Source organism: Burkholderia arboris, from assembly GCF_038723655.1.
Lineage (GTDB): Bacteria > Pseudomonadota > Gammaproteobacteria > Burkholderiales > Burkholderiaceae > Burkholderia > Burkholderia arboris.
Window position 1 is genome coordinate 911,319 of record NZ_CP109823.1, and the last position, 15,948, is coordinate 927,266.

General features: G+C 62.1%; 11 protein-coding genes, 2 tRNA genes and 2 rRNA genes. 7 read left to right on the forward strand and 8 right to left on the reverse strand.

Features of this window, described 5'->3' with window-relative positions:
• The first annotated feature begins 63 nt into the window (after positions 1–63).
• A complete protein-coding gene (locus OHZ10_RS36675) occupies positions 64–1,068 on the forward strand; it encodes an AraC family transcriptional regulator (protein ID WP_256087594.1) in 1,005 nt (334 codons plus the stop codon).
• 177 nt (positions 1,069–1,245) lie between these two features.
• Here the strand turns inward: OHZ10_RS36675 and OHZ10_RS36680 are convergent, their stop codons facing one another.
• From OHZ10_RS36680 to OHZ10_RS36690, 3 genes are all read right to left on the reverse strand, one after another.
• A complete protein-coding gene (locus OHZ10_RS36680) occupies positions 1,246–2,643 on the reverse strand; it encodes a cytosine permease (protein ID WP_342706140.1) in 1,398 nt (465 codons plus the stop codon).
• A 233-nt stretch (positions 2,644–2,876) separates the two neighbouring features.
• Complete coding sequence (locus OHZ10_RS36685; protein WP_342706141.1) at positions 2,877–4,268, reverse strand: aspartate aminotransferase family protein; 1,392 nt, start codon at positions 4,266–4,268, stop codon at positions 2,877–2,879.
• Between the two features lie 81 nt (positions 4,269–4,349).
• Positions 4,350–5,855 carry an aldehyde dehydrogenase gene (locus OHZ10_RS36690; RefSeq protein ID WP_342706142.1) on the reverse strand — a complete coding sequence of 502 codons (1,506 nt, stop codon included), beginning with the start codon at positions 5,853–5,855 and terminating at the stop codon, positions 4,350–4,352.
• A 383-nt stretch (positions 5,856–6,238) separates the two neighbouring features.
• On the opposite strand from OHZ10_RS36690, the gene OHZ10_RS36695 reads away from it, so the two are divergent.
• Positions 6,239–6,838, forward strand: coding sequence for a hypothetical protein (locus OHZ10_RS36695; RefSeq protein WP_059241048.1), 600 nt, complete (start codon positions 6,239–6,241; stop codon positions 6,836–6,838).
• A 62-nt stretch (positions 6,839–6,900) separates the two neighbouring features.
• Positions 6,901–7,272 (forward strand): nuclear transport factor 2 family protein, encoded by a 372-nt coding sequence (locus OHZ10_RS36700; protein WP_059241049.1) that lies wholly within the window; start codon positions 6,901–6,903, stop codon positions 7,270–7,272.
• Between the two features lie 259 nt (positions 7,273–7,531).
• Here the strand turns inward: OHZ10_RS36700 and OHZ10_RS36705 are convergent, their stop codons facing one another.
• Positions 7,532–9,361, reverse strand: coding sequence for a methyl-accepting chemotaxis protein (locus OHZ10_RS36705; RefSeq protein ID WP_342706143.1), 1,830 nt, complete (start codon positions 9,359–9,361; stop codon positions 7,532–7,534).
• Between the two features lie 273 nt (positions 9,362–9,634).
• Between OHZ10_RS36705 and OHZ10_RS36710 the strand changes: the two genes are divergently transcribed.
• The 4 genes from OHZ10_RS36710 to OHZ10_RS36725 all read left to right on the forward strand — a co-directional run bounded on the left by OHZ10_RS36710 (position 9,635) and on the right by OHZ10_RS36725 (position 11,655).
• Positions 9,635–10,216 (forward strand): RNA polymerase sigma factor, encoded by a 582-nt coding sequence (locus OHZ10_RS36710; protein WP_196486675.1) that lies wholly within the window; start codon positions 9,635–9,637, stop codon positions 10,214–10,216.
• A gap of 12 nt (positions 10,217–10,228) precedes the next feature.
• The gene (locus tag OHZ10_RS36715; RefSeq protein ID WP_059241051.1) at positions 10,229–10,537 is read left to right on the forward strand and encodes a hypothetical protein; all 309 of its coding nucleotides are present in this window, start codon (positions 10,229–10,231) and stop codon (positions 10,535–10,537) included.
• 2 nt (positions 10,538–10,539) lie between these two features.
• Complete coding sequence (locus tag OHZ10_RS36720; protein ID WP_081052077.1) at positions 10,540–10,836, forward strand: 4Fe-4S dicluster domain-containing protein; 297 nt, start codon at positions 10,540–10,542, stop codon at positions 10,834–10,836.
• Between the two features lie 102 nt (positions 10,837–10,938).
• Positions 10,939–11,655 (forward strand): O-methyltransferase, encoded by a 717-nt coding sequence (locus OHZ10_RS36725; protein ID WP_342706144.1) that lies wholly within the window; start codon positions 10,939–10,941, stop codon positions 11,653–11,655.
• A gap of 561 nt (positions 11,656–12,216) precedes the next feature.
• On the opposite strand, the gene rrf is transcribed toward OHZ10_RS36725, so the two are convergent.
• The 4 genes from rrf to OHZ10_RS36745 all read right to left on the reverse strand — a co-directional run bounded on the left by rrf (position 12,217) and on the right by OHZ10_RS36745 (position 15,918).
• Positions 12,217–12,329 (reverse strand): 5S ribosomal RNA (rrf, locus tag OHZ10_RS36730).
• A 228-nt stretch (positions 12,330–12,557) separates the two neighbouring features.
• Positions 12,558–15,439: ribosomal RNA gene (locus tag OHZ10_RS36735) — 23S ribosomal RNA — on the reverse strand.
• Between the two features lie 285 nt (positions 15,440–15,724).
• Positions 15,725–15,800: transfer RNA gene (locus OHZ10_RS36740), tRNA-Ala, on the reverse strand.
• A gap of 41 nt (positions 15,801–15,841) precedes the next feature.
• Positions 15,842–15,918 (reverse strand) — tRNA-Ile (locus tag OHZ10_RS36745).
• Between the last annotated feature and the right edge of the window lie 30 nt (positions 15,919–15,948).

Below are 15,948 nucleotides of genomic sequence, written 5' to 3' on the forward strand. Positions count from 1 at the left end.
AATCAATGACAAACAGAATCTAGAATCGTGATCGCTTTTGCCATGTCGGGAGGATGCAGGAAAATGGGGCCGCAGATGATTTCGCCGGATTTCGTCGACGATGCGCTCGCGAGCCTGCGCCGGCGGCACATCGCGACGGCGCCTGTGCTGCGCGCCGCCGGCCTGCCGGCCGCCGTGCGCGAGCCCGTCACGCCGCTGCAGTACGGCCGGCTGTGGCTGGCGATCGCCGGCGTGCTCGACGACGAATTCTTCGGGCTCGCCGCGCGCCCGATGCGGCGCGGCAGCTTCACGCTGCTGTGCCACGCGGTGCTGCACGCCGGTACGCTCGAGCAGGCGCTGCGGCGCGCGCTGCAGTTCCTGCGCGTGGTGCTCGACGAGCCGCACGGCGCGCTCGTCGTGGCCGACGGGCAGGCGCAGATCGTGCTGACGCAATCGGGCGCGCCATATCCGGCGTTCGCGTACCGGACCTTCTGGCTGATCCTGCTCGGTGTCGCGTGCTGGCTGACCGGCCGGCGCATCCCGCTGCAGCGCATCGATTTCGCTTGCCCGAGCCCCGATCAGCGCAGCGACTATCACCAGTTCTTCGGCGTGCCCGTGCATTTCGACCGGCCCGACAGCCGGCTCGCGTTCAATGCCGCGTATCTCGCGCTGCCGACGATCCGTTCCGAGCAGGCGCTGAAAACGTTCCTGCGCGGCGCGCCCGGCAACCTGCTGGTCCGCTACCGGCACGATACGGGCTGGGTCGCGAAGACACGCGCGCACCTGAAGGCCTTGCCGGCCGCCGAGTGGCCCGACTTCGACACGCTGGCCGTGCGCCTCGGCACGACGCCCGCGACATTGCGGCGACGCTTGCGCAGCGAAGGGCAAAGCTTCGCGGCGATCAAGGACGAGTTGCGCGGCGCGCTGGCCCAGTCGCTGCTGCGCGGGCACGCGCTCAGCGTCGCGGAGATCGCGGTCGAACTCGGCTTCACCGAGCCGAGCGCGTTTCATCGCGCGTTCCGCAAGTGGACGGGCACGAGCCCCGGCGCATTCCGGCGTGACGTGCATGCGGCTGAGGTGGAGCCTTGAAGCGCGTGCGGTTGAACCGGGACGCGTGCGAAAGTCGCGGGGCGCCCGTCCCGCGACGCCGATACGCCGCGAACATCTGCGAGTTTCGCACCGGCAAGCTCGGCCATGACCTCCGGCGTGAAGCGTCTGCGGACGTTCGTGCCGTAACGTCACGCGGGCGCCGACACCACGAAGCGCTCAGTCGACGCTCGCCGCGACACCCTGCAACGGCCGCGAGAACAGCTTGCAACCCGCGTAGTAGACGAGCGATGTCAGCGACAGGCCGACGATCCACGATACGTCCGCACCGCCAAGCCGGCTCGCCAGTTCGCCCGTATAGAGGTCGGTCGCCATGAATGGCGCCTGCGCGACGATGCCGATGAAATACGACCCGACGGCGATCGTGTTGAAGCGTCCGTAGATCCCGCCGTCCTGCCGGAAGAACGAATCGACGTCGTACTCGCCGTGACACACGAGGTAGTAATCGACGAGGTTGATCGCGGTCCACGGCACGAGCACGTACAGCAGCAGCAGGATGAAGTTCGTGTAGCCGGCGAGGAAATTGTCCTGTCCGAACAGCGCGATCGCGAGCGCGATGCCGCACAGGACGATCGCGGTGATCGCGCGCGCCCGCGCCTTGCCCGACCACGACGGGAAGAGCGTCTGCAGCACGGTGATGGCCGACAGCGCGCCGCAATACAGCTCCATCGCATTGCTGGCCGCGATGCCGAACGACAGCACGACGATCACGAGCACGCTGATGCCTTGCGTGAGGCCCGTGAGGCCGCTCACGACGTTGCCGTCGGGCGTCGCGAGGCCGACCAGGCAGCCGAGCAGCATCGGGAAGAACGAGCCGAGCACGCAGCCCCAGTAGCTCGACCAGAACGCGCTGCGCGGCCCCGTGTCGGGCGGCAGGTAGCGCGAATAGTCCGACACGTAGGGCGCATACGCGATCTGCCACAGCGCGGCGACCGACATCGCACCGAGAAAACCGGACAGGTTCAGCGAATGCTTCGAGAACGTATCGCCCGGCAATCCGTGCACGAAGATGATCCACACGAATGCGAGCACGAGCACGCTGCCCGAGCACCAGCTCAGCAGTCGCGCATACGCGTGGATCAGCTTGTAGCCGTAGATCGACCCGAGCAGGCTGATCAGCCCGATCACGACGACGCCCGCATCGAGCGGAATAGCCGGGCTCAGGCTGTGCAGCGCCTGCCCGCCGAACACGCAGTTCGACGCGAAGAAGCCGACATACATCACGACGACCAGCGCGACCACCAGCAGAGCGCCAAACGACCCGAACTGCCCCCGTGTCTGAATCATCTGCGGCACGCCAAGCTGCGGCCCCTGCGCGGAATGCAGCGCCATGAACACTGCGCCGATCAGGCTGCCGGTGAGTGTGGCCAGCGCGGCCCACCAGAACGGCTGCTTGAACACCGTCGTCGCGAGCGATCCGGTGACGATCGTCAGCATCATGATGTTCGACCCGAACCAGATCGTGAACAGGTCCTTCGCGCTGCCGTGCCGCTCGGTCAGCGGGATCGGCTGGATGGTGCTTTCCTCGAGATGAGCAATGGACTCGCCCTGACTCATTTCGTCTCCTTGTCTATGTCGTGATGTGTGTCGGCTCGCGGGCGGCGATGTTTTCTGCATTCCTCATTAATTGAAAAAAGATGAAACGGCATCTCACCGAATCACCGCCCTTGATACCCGAACTTCCGTGCCCCTGACTGCCGCTCCGAATACCGCACGAAGTCGACCAATCTCGGTCGCGATACGCGCTCCCGTCCGTCAATCACCGGAACGAAAGCGCGCCGCTCAACCCGTCAGCAGCCGATCCCCAGCACTTCGCGCGCGGTTGCATCCACCGCCTTGCGCATCGTGCCGACCAGTTCGTCGATCTGCGCGTGATCGATCACCAGCGGTGGCGCGACGATCAGGCGCCCGTTCGTCGAACGCACGATCGCACCGAGTTCGAAGCCGACGGTCCGGCTGTGCCAGGTCAGGTCCGCTTCGTTCGCGAAGCGCTCGCGCGTCGCCTTGTTCTTCGCGAACTGGATCGCGCCGACCGCCCCCGCGCCCTGGATCTCGCCGACGAGCGGATGACCGTCGAACGCGTCGCGCAGCGCCTTCTGCAGATACGGGCCCGTATCGGTCTTCGTCCGCTCGACGAGCCCGTCGCGCTCGAGCACGTCGAGGTTCGCCAATGCGACCGCAGCCGCGACCGGGTGCCCCGAATAGGTCAGCCCGTGCGCATAGACGCCGCCCTTGTCGACCAGCGCATCGCCGACGCGCCGACTCATGATCAGGCCGCCCATCGGCACATAGCCCGACGTCAGCCCCTTGGCCATGCAGATCAGGTCAGGCTCGAAGCCGAAGTGACGATGCGCGAACCACTCGCCGGTGCGGCCGAAGCCGCCGATCACTTCGTCCGCGCAGAGCAGCACGTCGTACTGGCGGCAGATGCGCTCGATCTCCTGCCAGTAGCCGTCCGGCGGAAAAATCATCCCGCCGGCGCCCTGGAATGGCTCCGCGACAAACGCGGCGACGCGGTCCGCGCCGATCTCGAGAATCTTGCGCTCGAGCGACAGCGCCGCCTGCTTGCCGAACGCCTCGGGGCTCAGGTCGCCACCGTTCGCATACCAGTAAGGTTCGTCGACGTGCGTGACGTTCGGAATCGGCAGGTCGCCCATTTCATGCATGAACGCCATGCCGCCCAGCGATGCGCTGCCGACCGTCGACCCGTGATAACCGTTCACGCGCCCGATCAGCACCTTCTTCTCGTGCTTGCCCATCACGTCCCAGAAGCGCCGCACCGTGCGGATCAGCACTTCATTCGATTCGGAACCCGAATTGGTATACACGACGTGGCTGAAGCGATTGCCGAGCAGCGCGAACAGCCGCTCCGACAGCTCGATCACCGACGGGTGCGTCGTATGAAAGAACATGTTGTAGTAGGACAGTTCCCTCATCTGCCGCGCGGCGGCATCGATCAACTCCGGGCGGCCATAGCCGACGTTGGTGCACCACAGCCCGGACATGCCGTCCAGATAGCGGTTGCCGTCGTTATCCCATAGATATACACCTTCGCCGCGTACCATCACGCGCGCGCCCTCTTCGTTCAGCGCCTTCTGGTCGACGAATGCATGCAGGTGATGCGCGGCGTCGCTGCGTTGATAGTCCTGCGTCGTACGATGCGGAAAGTTGGGCGCATTCATGAGCGAGTCTCCGGTTCGTTGTATGGATGAAAATCGTTGACGTGCAGCGCGGTGCGGCCGCCAGCGGCCCACCGCATCGAATCAGTAGCTGATCCAGGTCGTCTTGAGTCCCGTGTACTTGTCGATCGCGTGCAGCGACAGGTCGCGGCCGAAGCCCGACTGGCGGAACCCGCCGAACGGCGTTTGCGCGCTCAGCGCATCGACCGTGTTGACGGACACCGTGCCGGCGCGCAGCCGGCCCGCTACGCGATGCGCACGCGACAGGCTGCCGGTCCACACCGACGCGGCAAGGCCGTAGATCGAGTCGTTCGCGAGCCGCACGGCCTCGTCCTCGGTATCGAACGCCATCACCGACAGCACGGGCCCGAAGATCTCCTCGCGTGCGATCGCGTCGCCAGGCATCACGTCGATGAAGATCGTCGGCTCGATGAAGTAGCCCTTGCCGTCGACACGCGGTGCGCCGCCGCCGATCGCGAGTGTCGCGCTGTCGCGGCCGCGCGCGATCCACTCACGCACGCGCCGGTGCTGCTGTTCGTCGACGATCGCGCCCATCCCGCTCGCCGGGTCGAGCGGATCGCCCGGCATGAACGCGGCCGCATGCGAGATCAGCCGGTCGACGAACGCGTCGTGGATCGAGCGCTGGACCAGCAGCCGCGAGTTCGCGGAACACACTTCGCCCTGGTTGAAGAAGATGCCGAAGCACGCCTTGCGGGCGGCAAGGTCGAGATCGTCCGTATCGTCGAACACGAGGTTCGGGCTCTTGCCGCCGCATTCGAGCCACACCTGCTTCATGTTCGACTGCGCGGCGTATTCGAGGAATTTCTTGCCGACGGCCGTCGATCCCGTGAACGCGAGAACGTCGACGTCGGGATGCAGCCCGAGCGCGCGCCCTGCGGTCTCGCCGTAGCCCGGCACGACGTTCAGCACGCCGGGCGGCAGGCCGGCCTCGAGCGCCAGTTCCGCGAGACGCAGCGCGGACAGCGGCGATTGCTCCGCCGGCTTCAGCACGATGCTGTTGCCGGCCGCGAGCGCCGGCGCCACCTTCCACGCGACCATGTCGAGCGGAAAATTCCACGGCACGACCGCGCCGACCACACCGAGCGGTTCGCGCGTGACGACCGCGAGGTTGCCGGGGTCGGTCGACGCGACTTCACCATGCAGTTTGTCGACCGCTTCGCCGTACCAGCCGAACAGGCCGCCGGCGGCCGGCACGTCGATGCTGAACGCGTCTGCGACGCGCTTGCCCATGTTGAGCGAGTCGAGCAGCGCGAGTTCCTCTCCATGCGCGGCGATGAGCTCACCGAGGCGGCACAGCACGCGCTTGCGCTCGGCCGGTGCGCAGCGCGACCAGACACCGGACTCGAACGCGTTGCGTGCGGCGCGCACCGCGTCATCGACATCCGGCGCGTCGCACGATGCGACCTCCGCGATGACGGCCTCGGTCGCCGGATTGATCGCGGCGAACGTCCGGCCGCTGCGCGCCGGCACGCTGCGGCCGCCGATATGGGCGAGCGTTCCCGGGACGACCTGCGCCGCGAGACGTCTCCAGTCCGCGTGCTGATGGTGTTCTGCTGAAGTTGGGTTCATTCAAGACTCCGTTGTGACGACCAGGCGCGTGTGCGTTGTTGTCCGCCTGGGTTCGACCCGGCGACGGTGCCGGCGGGCACGGCCGACTTTCATGTCAGCCGTGATGCGCAGCCGTCGTCCGGTTGGCAAACTGTCGGTCAACAAAAAGAGATTTGAAAGAACAGTTTTTCTTCTCACTGAAGAGGTTATTTCTATTCATTTGACTGTCGTGCAGTGGGTTTTCCTGTCACCGCGCCGTCCCGGTGCCGTTTGTTGGTGTCCGCGCGCATCGGCTTTCCGCTGCGATTCAACGTCCTGCGCGCGGCGATACGCGATGCGCACGACGTTGCGCCCCGATCCGTCAGACCACATACTGGTCGGCCAGTCCGAACGAGGTTACGTCGATGGTGGGTGTCGATCAGGGTGCCGCTTCGGTCTTTGGCGTGATCGGAACGGCCGTGTCCCTGCTGGCGGCCATTCCGTACGCGCTCGCGATCTACCGGCGCACCGTTCGCCCGCATCTGTTCACGTGGCTCGTGTGGTCGGTCGTCACGGCGATCGCGGCTGTCGGCCAGTTCGTGGCCGGCGCGGGACCGTCCGCATGGTGCACGGCGGCGATTGCCGTCACGTGTTTCCTGACGCTGGTCGCCAGCCTGTTTCGCGGCGAACGCGGCTGGACGGCCGTCGACTGGTTGTTTCTGTGCGCGGCGCTGTCGGCCATTCCGCTGTGGGTGCTGACCGACGATCCGACGGTCTCGATCTGTCTGGTCACGCTGATCGAGCTTGCGGGTCTCGGCCCGACCGTGCGCAAGACGATTCGCGATCCGTGGAGCGAGAGCCTCGCCTATTTCGCGCTGTGCGTGCTCAAGTACGCGCTGGCGTTGCTGGCACTGAGTACGTGGAGTGTGGCGGTCGCGTTCTATCCGGCCGTCAACCTCCTCGCGTCGATCGGCATCTGCATGGTGATGCTGGTGCGGCGTCAAACGTTGTCGAACGCGCGCTAGGCACGATCCGTCACCACGGTGTGCCCAACCGCGACCCTTCCGGAATGATGCGAGGCCCTGACATGGATGCAATCCGTACAGTCGTCGAACCTTTTGAAGCCGCGCTGCGCGCGGCGATGCTGGCCAACGATGTCGAAACGCTCGACGCATTGCTCGACGACGCGCTGGTATTCACCGTTCCGACCGGGCAGGTCATCTCGAAGGCGGACGATCTGGCCGCGCATCGCGCGAAGCTGCTGCGTCTGGAGAAACTCGACGTCCACGACATGCGCGCATGCGCGATCGACGAGATGATCCTGACCACGACGAGGGCGACCCTCGCCGGCCATTTCGACGGCGCGGCGTTCGACGGCACGTTTGCCTATACGCGCCTCTGGCGCCGCGCGGGCACCGGCTGGCGCGTCGTTGCCGGGCATGCATCGCAGGTCATGTAGATTGCGCCGGATTCCGGCTGTCCGGACAGCCGCGTGCGCGTGACTTTCCCATTCAGCGCGCACCACCGGGAACAGGCGCCGGCCGCTCTCGATATCGCTGCGTCGCGGGATCGATGGACGGCTACCCGTCGCGGGTCACGTCCATTTCGGCCTGTCGATGGAGGCGGTGCCGCCTCTGCGTGCGCCAGCCGCGCCGGCACGCGTGAGGGATGCCACGCCCGCCCATCCAGCAGACGAGCGTGGCCGGTGTCGCGCGTCGTCAAACAGGCTGCATCGTCGATGCGCGCCTGTCCTCGAGCTTGAACTCGCCGACCGTCTGCGCGAGTTTGGCGGCCTGCTCGCGCAGCAACGTCGCCGCGGCCGCCGACTGCTCGACGAGCGCCGCATTCTGCTGGGTCGCATTGTCGAGATGCGACACGGCCTGATTCACCTGCTCGAGCCCGGTGCTCTGCTCCTTCGCTGCGACGGTCATTTCGGCGATCACGCCCGTGATGCCGCGCACGCCCTCGACGATTTCATCCATCGTCGCGCCGGCCGTCTGGACGAGTCCGGAGCCCCCCTCGATCTTCTCGACCGACGAGTGGATCAACTGCTTGATCTCCTTGGCGGCCTGCGCGCTGCGCTGCGCGAGTGCACGCACCTCGCCCGCGACGACCGCAAAGCCGCGGCCATGCTCGTTCGCACGTGCTGCCTCGACGGCGGCATTCAACGCGAGAATGTTGGTCTGGAACGCGATGCCGTCGATCACGCCGACGATGTTGGCGATCTCGCCGGAAGCCTGCGTAATGTCGTTCATCGTCGAGACGACCTCGCTCACGACCGAGCCGCCGCGCAGCGCGACATTCGACGCGGATTCCGCCAGACGGCTCACCTGGCTTGCGGCATCGGCCGAATTGCGGGCCGTGCCGGCGATTTCCTCGAGTGCAGCGGCCGTTTCCTGCAGGCTCGACGCCGCATGTTCGGTCCGGCTCGACAGATCCTGGTTGCCCTGGGCGATCTCGGCGCTCGCAAGGTTGACCGATGCGCTGAATTCGCGAATCTGCAGCAGGATCGTGCTGATCTTTTCGGCGAACAGGTTGAACGCATGCGCGATCTGCGCGGCTTCGTCCGTGCCGTCGGCAGGCAGGCGTTTCGTCAGGTCGCCGCTGCCGCTCGAGACGTCCGTGAGCGCATCGCGAACCAGCAGAATGCGTTTGAAGGCCGCGTTCGTCATCGCGCCGACGAGCGCCGCGGCGATGACGGCGACGATCAGGATCGCCGCCAGCGTCGTCGTCGCGACCGCACGCATACCGGCCGTCACGTCAGCCTTGTCGAGCGCGAGCACCAGCGACCAGTCCGTGCCGGCGATCGGTTGTGCGCGCATCAGCTTGGTGGCCCCGTCGATGTCGACCGCGACGGGGGCGGACGCCGTTTGTAGCGCGCCGAGGTGATCGGCGTCGAGCGCAGGCGACAAGCCGGTCGCAGGCTTCATGATCAGGTCGGTCTTGGCCGACGCGATCACGCGCCCGCTCTTGTCCACCAGGAACGCGAAGCTCGCCGGTGTCGGGTGAACGGAGGTGACAATCGCGCTTACGCTCTCCATGAACAGGCTGGCGGCGAGCACGCCCTTCACGGTGCCGTCTCGCACCACGGGCACCGCGAACGCAACAGCCGGCTTGCCGGTCGTCGCATCACGGTAGAGCGCCGTCACGACCAGCTGGCCCGCGCTGACGGCTTGCTTGTACCAGGGCCGTGCGGTCGGGTCGTAGCCGGGCGCGAGCGGAACATTCGAGAAGGCGGTCTTGTCCGGCAGTCCAAGCGTCAGCACCTCGAAGCCGCCCGACTTGCCGAGCAGCTTCAACGCCGGCAGCGGGTCGCCCTCGCCGATGGCGATCGTATCGGCTAGCGCCTGGGTTTCCCGTCCCCTGCTGGCCACCCATTCGTTGATCGCCAGCGCGTGACCGGCGAGGATCGACTTGTGATTCTGGTCGATGGTCTCGTCGTTGTGGTTCTTGACGACGCAATAGACCAGCCCCCCCGTCACAGCCAGCGCCGTGACCACGATGGCGACGCAGGTCGCGAGTATCCGAGCACGAATCGAGGACAGCATGATGACTTCGATCTCCGTTACTACGTTATTTGAATGGGGTCGCCGAAGGCCGGCAACGTCCTGTTTAACGACAGCGCCTGCGGGAACTTAAGGCCTGACTGGCCAGACCAGTTCACACAAGAGATCGGCGGGGGGCGAAAACGGAAGAGGACGGCTTGATTCGGCAGGGCCGGACGACCGTGCCGGCTGCCCGTGGCGCATAGCGGGAATGCGTGCTGCAGCAGATTTTCACAGGCGCCACAATATTCGGGCGCCTGAAACGTCTTCAGAGGCATGGAATCGCCACCCACTTCGCACATGATGACCGACCCAGACCGCGACATCACAGCGACAGTGATGCGTGAACGAACGAGGCTCGTGAATTTCATCCGGCGTCGAATACGCGACCCGGACGACGCCGAGGACATCCTGCAGGATGTGTTTCACGAATTCGTGCAAGCGTATCGACTGCCTGCGCCAATCGAACAGGCAAGCGCGTGGCTTTTCCGTACCGCGCGCAACCGCATCATCGATCGCTTTCGCAAGAAGAAGGAGCAGCCGCTGACCGACCTGCTCGAGGCCGAGGACGAAGCGGGCAGCGAGTATCGCCTGGACCTCGCGCTACCGGCACACGATGCCGGCCCCGAAGCGCTCTACGCTCGCACGCTCGTGCTCAAGGCCTTGCAGGATGCGCTCGACGAGTTGCCATCGAATCAGCGTGAGGTTTTCATCGCGCATGAACTCGAGGGGCAGTCCTTCAAGGAAATGGCCGCGCAAAGCGGCATCACGCTCAATACCCTGCTCGCGCGCAAACGCTATGCGGTCTTGCATCTTCGTGCGCGGTTGCAGCCCATTTATGACGAACTGGATCTCTAAAGGAGTCGGCGAATGAATTTTCGAATCAGATGTGCGGGCAAAGCAGTGCTCGTGGTGATCGCCATAGGCGTGCTCGGATGGGTCGTCATGATGCTGTGGAACTGGGTGATTCCGGCGCTATTCGTCGGTGCCCGTACGATCGACTTCGCCCGTGCGCTGGGCCTGCTCGTGTTGAGCCGCATTCTGTTCGGCGGATTCCGCGGACACCGTGGCTGGCACGGCCGGCGCCACTGGCGCAAATGGGAATCCATGACCCCGGAAGAACGCGAGCGTTTCCGGGCCGCATGGCGATCGGGCAGCAACCCGCGCACGGGAGAGTGAACATGCGCGAGAAATCAACGGGCGACTGCAAACAGAAGCCGGGGGTGATCGCGCCGGTCGTCGATCTGAAACGTTGCGAAGGCAAGGGGGATTGCGTCACCGTCTGCCCTGAGAACGTGTTCGAGATCCGGCGCATCGATCAGGCCGATTACCTCGGCCTCGGTCTGATGCATCGCCTGAAACAGCGCGTGCATGGCATGAAAGTCGCCTACACGCCGAATGCGCACGCCTGCCGGTCATGCGGGCTTTGTGTGACGGCGTGTCCTGAACGCGCCATCACGCTCGCCCGAAGGACCTAGCATCGCCCGGGTTCGTCGATGACGGAACCGCAGCGCAGGAAGCCTGACGGAGGGGCAGCCGCCGGATATGTCGTCGACTTCAATAATCTATTAGGAATGCAAATGGCTTCATCCACCATCGATCTGCTGCAACGGCTTCATGAAGAGAGCCGAGCCGAAATCATCGCCCGCGCACGCGCGCAGTTCCAGGGATCGAACGAAGCGTTCCTGACGCTCGGCGACGAATACGAGGCGCTGGCCCCCCGGCTGCGGGGACGATTTCTCGACATGATCGGGCTGTCCAGCGAAGACTTCGGGTCCCCGGAAGGCAGCCCGCTGTCGTTAGCCGTGTCGGCGGAAACAGGAAGATTCCTGCACAACATGGTGCTCTCGCAACGGCCGGCCAGAATCCTCGAGCTCGGCAGTTCCCGCGGCGTGTCCACGCTGTATTTCGCCGAGGCACTGCGCACGTTGGGTCGGGGCGTGGTCGTCGCGACCGAACGCGATGCGCTCAAGTGCGCACATCTGCGCGCTCACGTCGAGACAGCGGGCCTGGACGCCTATGTCGATATGCGGGAGGGCGATGTATTCGAGACCGTTGCCGCACTGGACGGCATTTTCGACTTGGTATTCATCGACGTGTGGGCCGACGCCTATCTCGCCGTATTCAAGCAGATCGAGCGTCTGCTGCGCCCGGGATCGATCGTACTTGCCGACAATATGTACACGGCCGAGGACGCCGCTCGACCGTACAAGCGCTATCTCGACGACGATCCGCGGTTTTCGACTACGACACTGGAGTTTGAATCGGGAGTTGAATTTACGGTTGTCGTTTCTTGAGCCGGGATGTCGTCGAGGGATTGGTTTTGCGGGAATGCCATTTACCGCAGCCAAGCCTGGGCATCAGCTCGACGTGGCGTGTCGAAAGACAGATGGATCACGCAGGGAGTTTTTCGGCAGGAATCGGGATTTGTCGATCATCGTCGACAAACGTCTCCCATCATCGGCCATCACGTGATCGCTGCTAAGCGCGTCGACCTTGGCAGGACGTCGGCTGACGGTGCGCTGGTGCAGCCCATCGACGAACGTACCGGGGATTTCAGAGGTGCTGGCGGTGGATCGCGAAGACAGCAGATACCTGAGTAGAAGGACACCAGCTTCGATAGTACCGACGCAAGTGAACGGGCAACCTGGGCAGGCGGAACATCTTTATATGCCAAGCTCGTGGAAGCGGGATGGAAGGTGGTCGAATGTGGCGCGTGGCGTGGATGCGGCCTCGGTCCGAATCGACGCCCGTCGGCGCCGCAGCGCCGGCCGCATTTCGCGTGGCCGGCATCGAACATTTCCGCCGCCGAAATGCAAAAACCCCCGCCTTTCGGGCGGGGGTTTCTGGCTTAGGGAGCCTGACGATTACCTACTTTCACACGGGAATCCGCACTATCATCGGCGTAGAGTCGTTTCACGGTCCTGTTCGGGATGGGAAGGGGTGGGACCGACTCGCTATGGTCATCAGGCAAAGAGGGTTGTTGCGCTGCTTCGCAGCACAACCAATCTTGGAAGAAGCAGTAATTTTGAGTTGTGTGTATCACACACGAGAATCCAACTTGTCTCGTCTTGCTACGCAGGTCGCCGGCACTTCAACCGGCGCTCCGCATCGATCAGCTTCGCTGCTCGATGCTCTGCGTGGGATGCTCGTAAGTGCTGAAGCACTAACGATCATCGACACAAGGCAGACTTGTTATAGGATCAAGCCTTACGGGCAATTAGTATCAGTTAGCTGAACGCATTACTGCGCTTACACACCTGACCTATCAACGTCCTGGTCTCGAACGACCCTTCAAGGGGATCTAGTCCCCAGGGATATCTCATCTTAAGGCGAGTTTCCCGCTTAGATGCTTTCAGCGGTTATCTCTTCCGAACATAGCTACCCGGCGATGCCACTGGCGTGACAACCGGTACACCAGAGGTTCGTCCACTCCGGTCCTCTCGTACTAGGAGCAGCCCCCTTCAAATATCCAACGCCCACGGCAGATAGGGACCAAACTGTCTCACGACGTTTTAAACCCAGCTCACGTACCTCTTTAAATGGCGAACAGCCATACCCTTGGGACCGGCTACAGCCCCAGGATGAGATGAGCCGACATCGAGGTGCCAAACACCGCCGTCGATATGAACTCTTGGGCGGTATCAGCCTGTTATCCCCAGAGTACCTTTTATCCGTTGAGCGATGGCCCTTCCATACAGAACCACCGGATCACTATGACCTGCTTTCGCACCTGCTCGACTTGTCGGTCTCGCAGTTAAGCACGCTTATGCCATTGCACTATCAGCACGATTTCCGACCGTACCTAGCGTACCTTCGTACTCCTCCGTTACGCTTTGGGAGGAGACCGCCCCAGTCAAACTGCCTACCATGCACTGTCCCCGACCCGGATCACGGGCCAAGGTTAGAACCTCAAACAAACCAGGGTGGTATTTCAAGGACGGCTCCACCGAAACTAGCGTTCCGGTTTCATAGCCTCCCACCTATCCTACACAGATCGGTTCAAAGTCCAATGCAAAGCTACAGTAAAGGTTCATGGGGTCTTTCCGTCTAGCCGCGGGTAGATTGCATCATCACAAACACTTCAACTTCGCTGAGTCTCGGGAGGAGACAGTGTGGCCATCGTTACGCCATTCGTGCAGGTCGGAACTTACCCGACAAGGAATTTCGCTACCTTAGGACCGTTATAGTTACGGCCGCCGTTTACCGGGACTTCAATCAAGAGCTTGCACCCCATCATTTAATCTTCCGGCACCGGGCAGGCGTCACACCCTATACGTCCACTTTCGTGTTTGCAGAGTGCTGTGTTTTTATTAAACAGTCGCAGCCACCAGTTTATTGCAACCCCTTCACCCTTTGCCCGCAGGGGCATCAAGCTACAAGGGCGTACCTTATCCCGAAGTTACGGTACCAATTTGCCGAGTTCCTTCTCCCGAGTTCTCTCAAGCGCCTTAGAATACTCATCTCGCCCACCTGTGTCGGTTTGCGGTACGGTCATCGTTAGACTGAAGCTTAGAGGCTTTTCTTGGAACCACTTCCAATTGCTTCGCTCCCTAAGGAGCTCGCGCCACACCCTTGAATTCCGCGCCCGGATTTGCCTAAGCGCCTTCTCCAATGCAGCGACCGGGACTTCCAACACCCGGACAACCTTCCGCGATCCGTCCCCCCATCGCATCTAACAATGGTGCAGGAATATTGACCTGCTTCCCATCAGCTACGCATTTCTGCCTCGCCTTAGGGGCCGACTCACCCTACGCCGATGAACGTTGCGTAGGAAACCTTGGGCTTACGGCGAGGGGGCCTTTCACCCCCTTTATCGCTACTCATGTCAGCATTCGCACTTCCGATACCTCCAGCACGCTTTTCAACGCACCTTCGCAGGCTTACGGAACGCTCTCCTACCATGCGTGCAAAGCACGCATCCGCAGCTTCGGTATATAGCTTAGCCCCGTTACATCTTCCGCGCAGGACGACTCGATCAGTGAGCTATTACGCTTTCTTTAAAGGGTGGCTGCTTCTAAGCCAACCTCCTGACTGTTTTAGCCTTCCCACTTCGTTTCCCACTTAGCTATATTTGGGGACCTTAGCTGGCGGTCTGGGTTGTTTCCCTCTTGACACCGGACGTTAGCACCCGATGTCTGTCTCCCGTGATTGCACTCTTCGGTATTCGGAGTTTGCTATGGCGGGGTAATCTGCAATAGACCCCCCAACCATGACAGTGCTCTACCCCCGAAGGTGAGACACGAGGCACTACCTAAATAGTTTTCGGAGAGAACCAGCTATTTCCAAGTTTGTTTAGCCTTTCACCCCTATCCACAGCTCATCCCCTAACTTTTCAACGTTAGTGGGTTCGGACCTCCAGTACGTGTTACCGCACCTTCATCCTGGCCATGGATAGATCACTTGGTTTCGGGTCTACGCCCAGCAACTGAACGCCCTATTCGGACTCGCTTTCGCTACGCCTGCCCTATACGGTTAAGCTTGCTACTGAACGTAAGTCGCTGACCCATTATACAAAAGGTACGCCGTCACCCCTTACGAGGCTCCGACTGTTTGTATGCATGCGGTTTCAGGATCTATTTCACTCCCCTCCCGGGGTTCTTTTCGCCTTTCCCTCACGGTACTGGTTCACTATCGGTCGATCACGAGTATTTAGCCTTGGAGGATGGTCCCCCCATCTTCAGACAGGATTTCACGTGTCCCGCCCTACTTGTCGCACACCTAGTTCTTTCATACTGTTTTCGCCTACGGGGCTATCACCCGCTATGGCCGCACTTTCCAGAGCGTTCGGCTAACAATACAAATAAAGAGTGCAAGGCTCATCCCATTTCGCTCGCCACTACTTTGGGAATCTCGGTTGATTTCTTTTCCTGCGGTTACTTAGATGTTTCAGTTCACCGCGTTCGCTTCGCATGGCCTATGTATTCAGCCATGGATACTCCAAAAGGAGTGGGTTTCCCCATTCGGACATCTACGGATCAAAGCTCGTTTGCCAGCTCCCCGTAGCTTTTCGCAGGCTACCGCGTCCTTCATCGCCTGTGATCGCCAAGGCATCCACCACATGCACTTGTTCGCTTGACCCTATAACGAGTCTGTCTCGTCGACAGTCGCTACAGGTTGAGTTCTCGCGTTGTGCCGTATTCCAATTGAGTCAAACATAGAGTTCGAATCATCTTGAGATACATCGATACAATCACAACCCGGATAGTTTTCACGTCCATCTCAAGACGCTTCCGCTATCCAAATTACTTACTTCTTCCAGATTGTTAAAGAACGACAGCCGATATCTATTGATATCCTCTGACTGGCTCAATCGCCAATGCAAAGCGCTCGCTGAATTTTCAGCAAACTCTTAGCATTGAGGATTGGTGGAGGCAGACGGGATCGAACCGACGACCCCCTGCTTGCAAAGCAGGTGCTCTCCCAGCTGAGCTATGCCCCCATGTACAGATGACCTCAGGTACCTACAGTCAGACAAGACATTGGTGGGTCTGGTTGGATTCGAACCAACGACCCCCGCCTTATCAAGACGGTGCTCTAACCGACTGAGCTACAGACCCCTGAGTCTGTCTTTAAATTTACAGCCGATA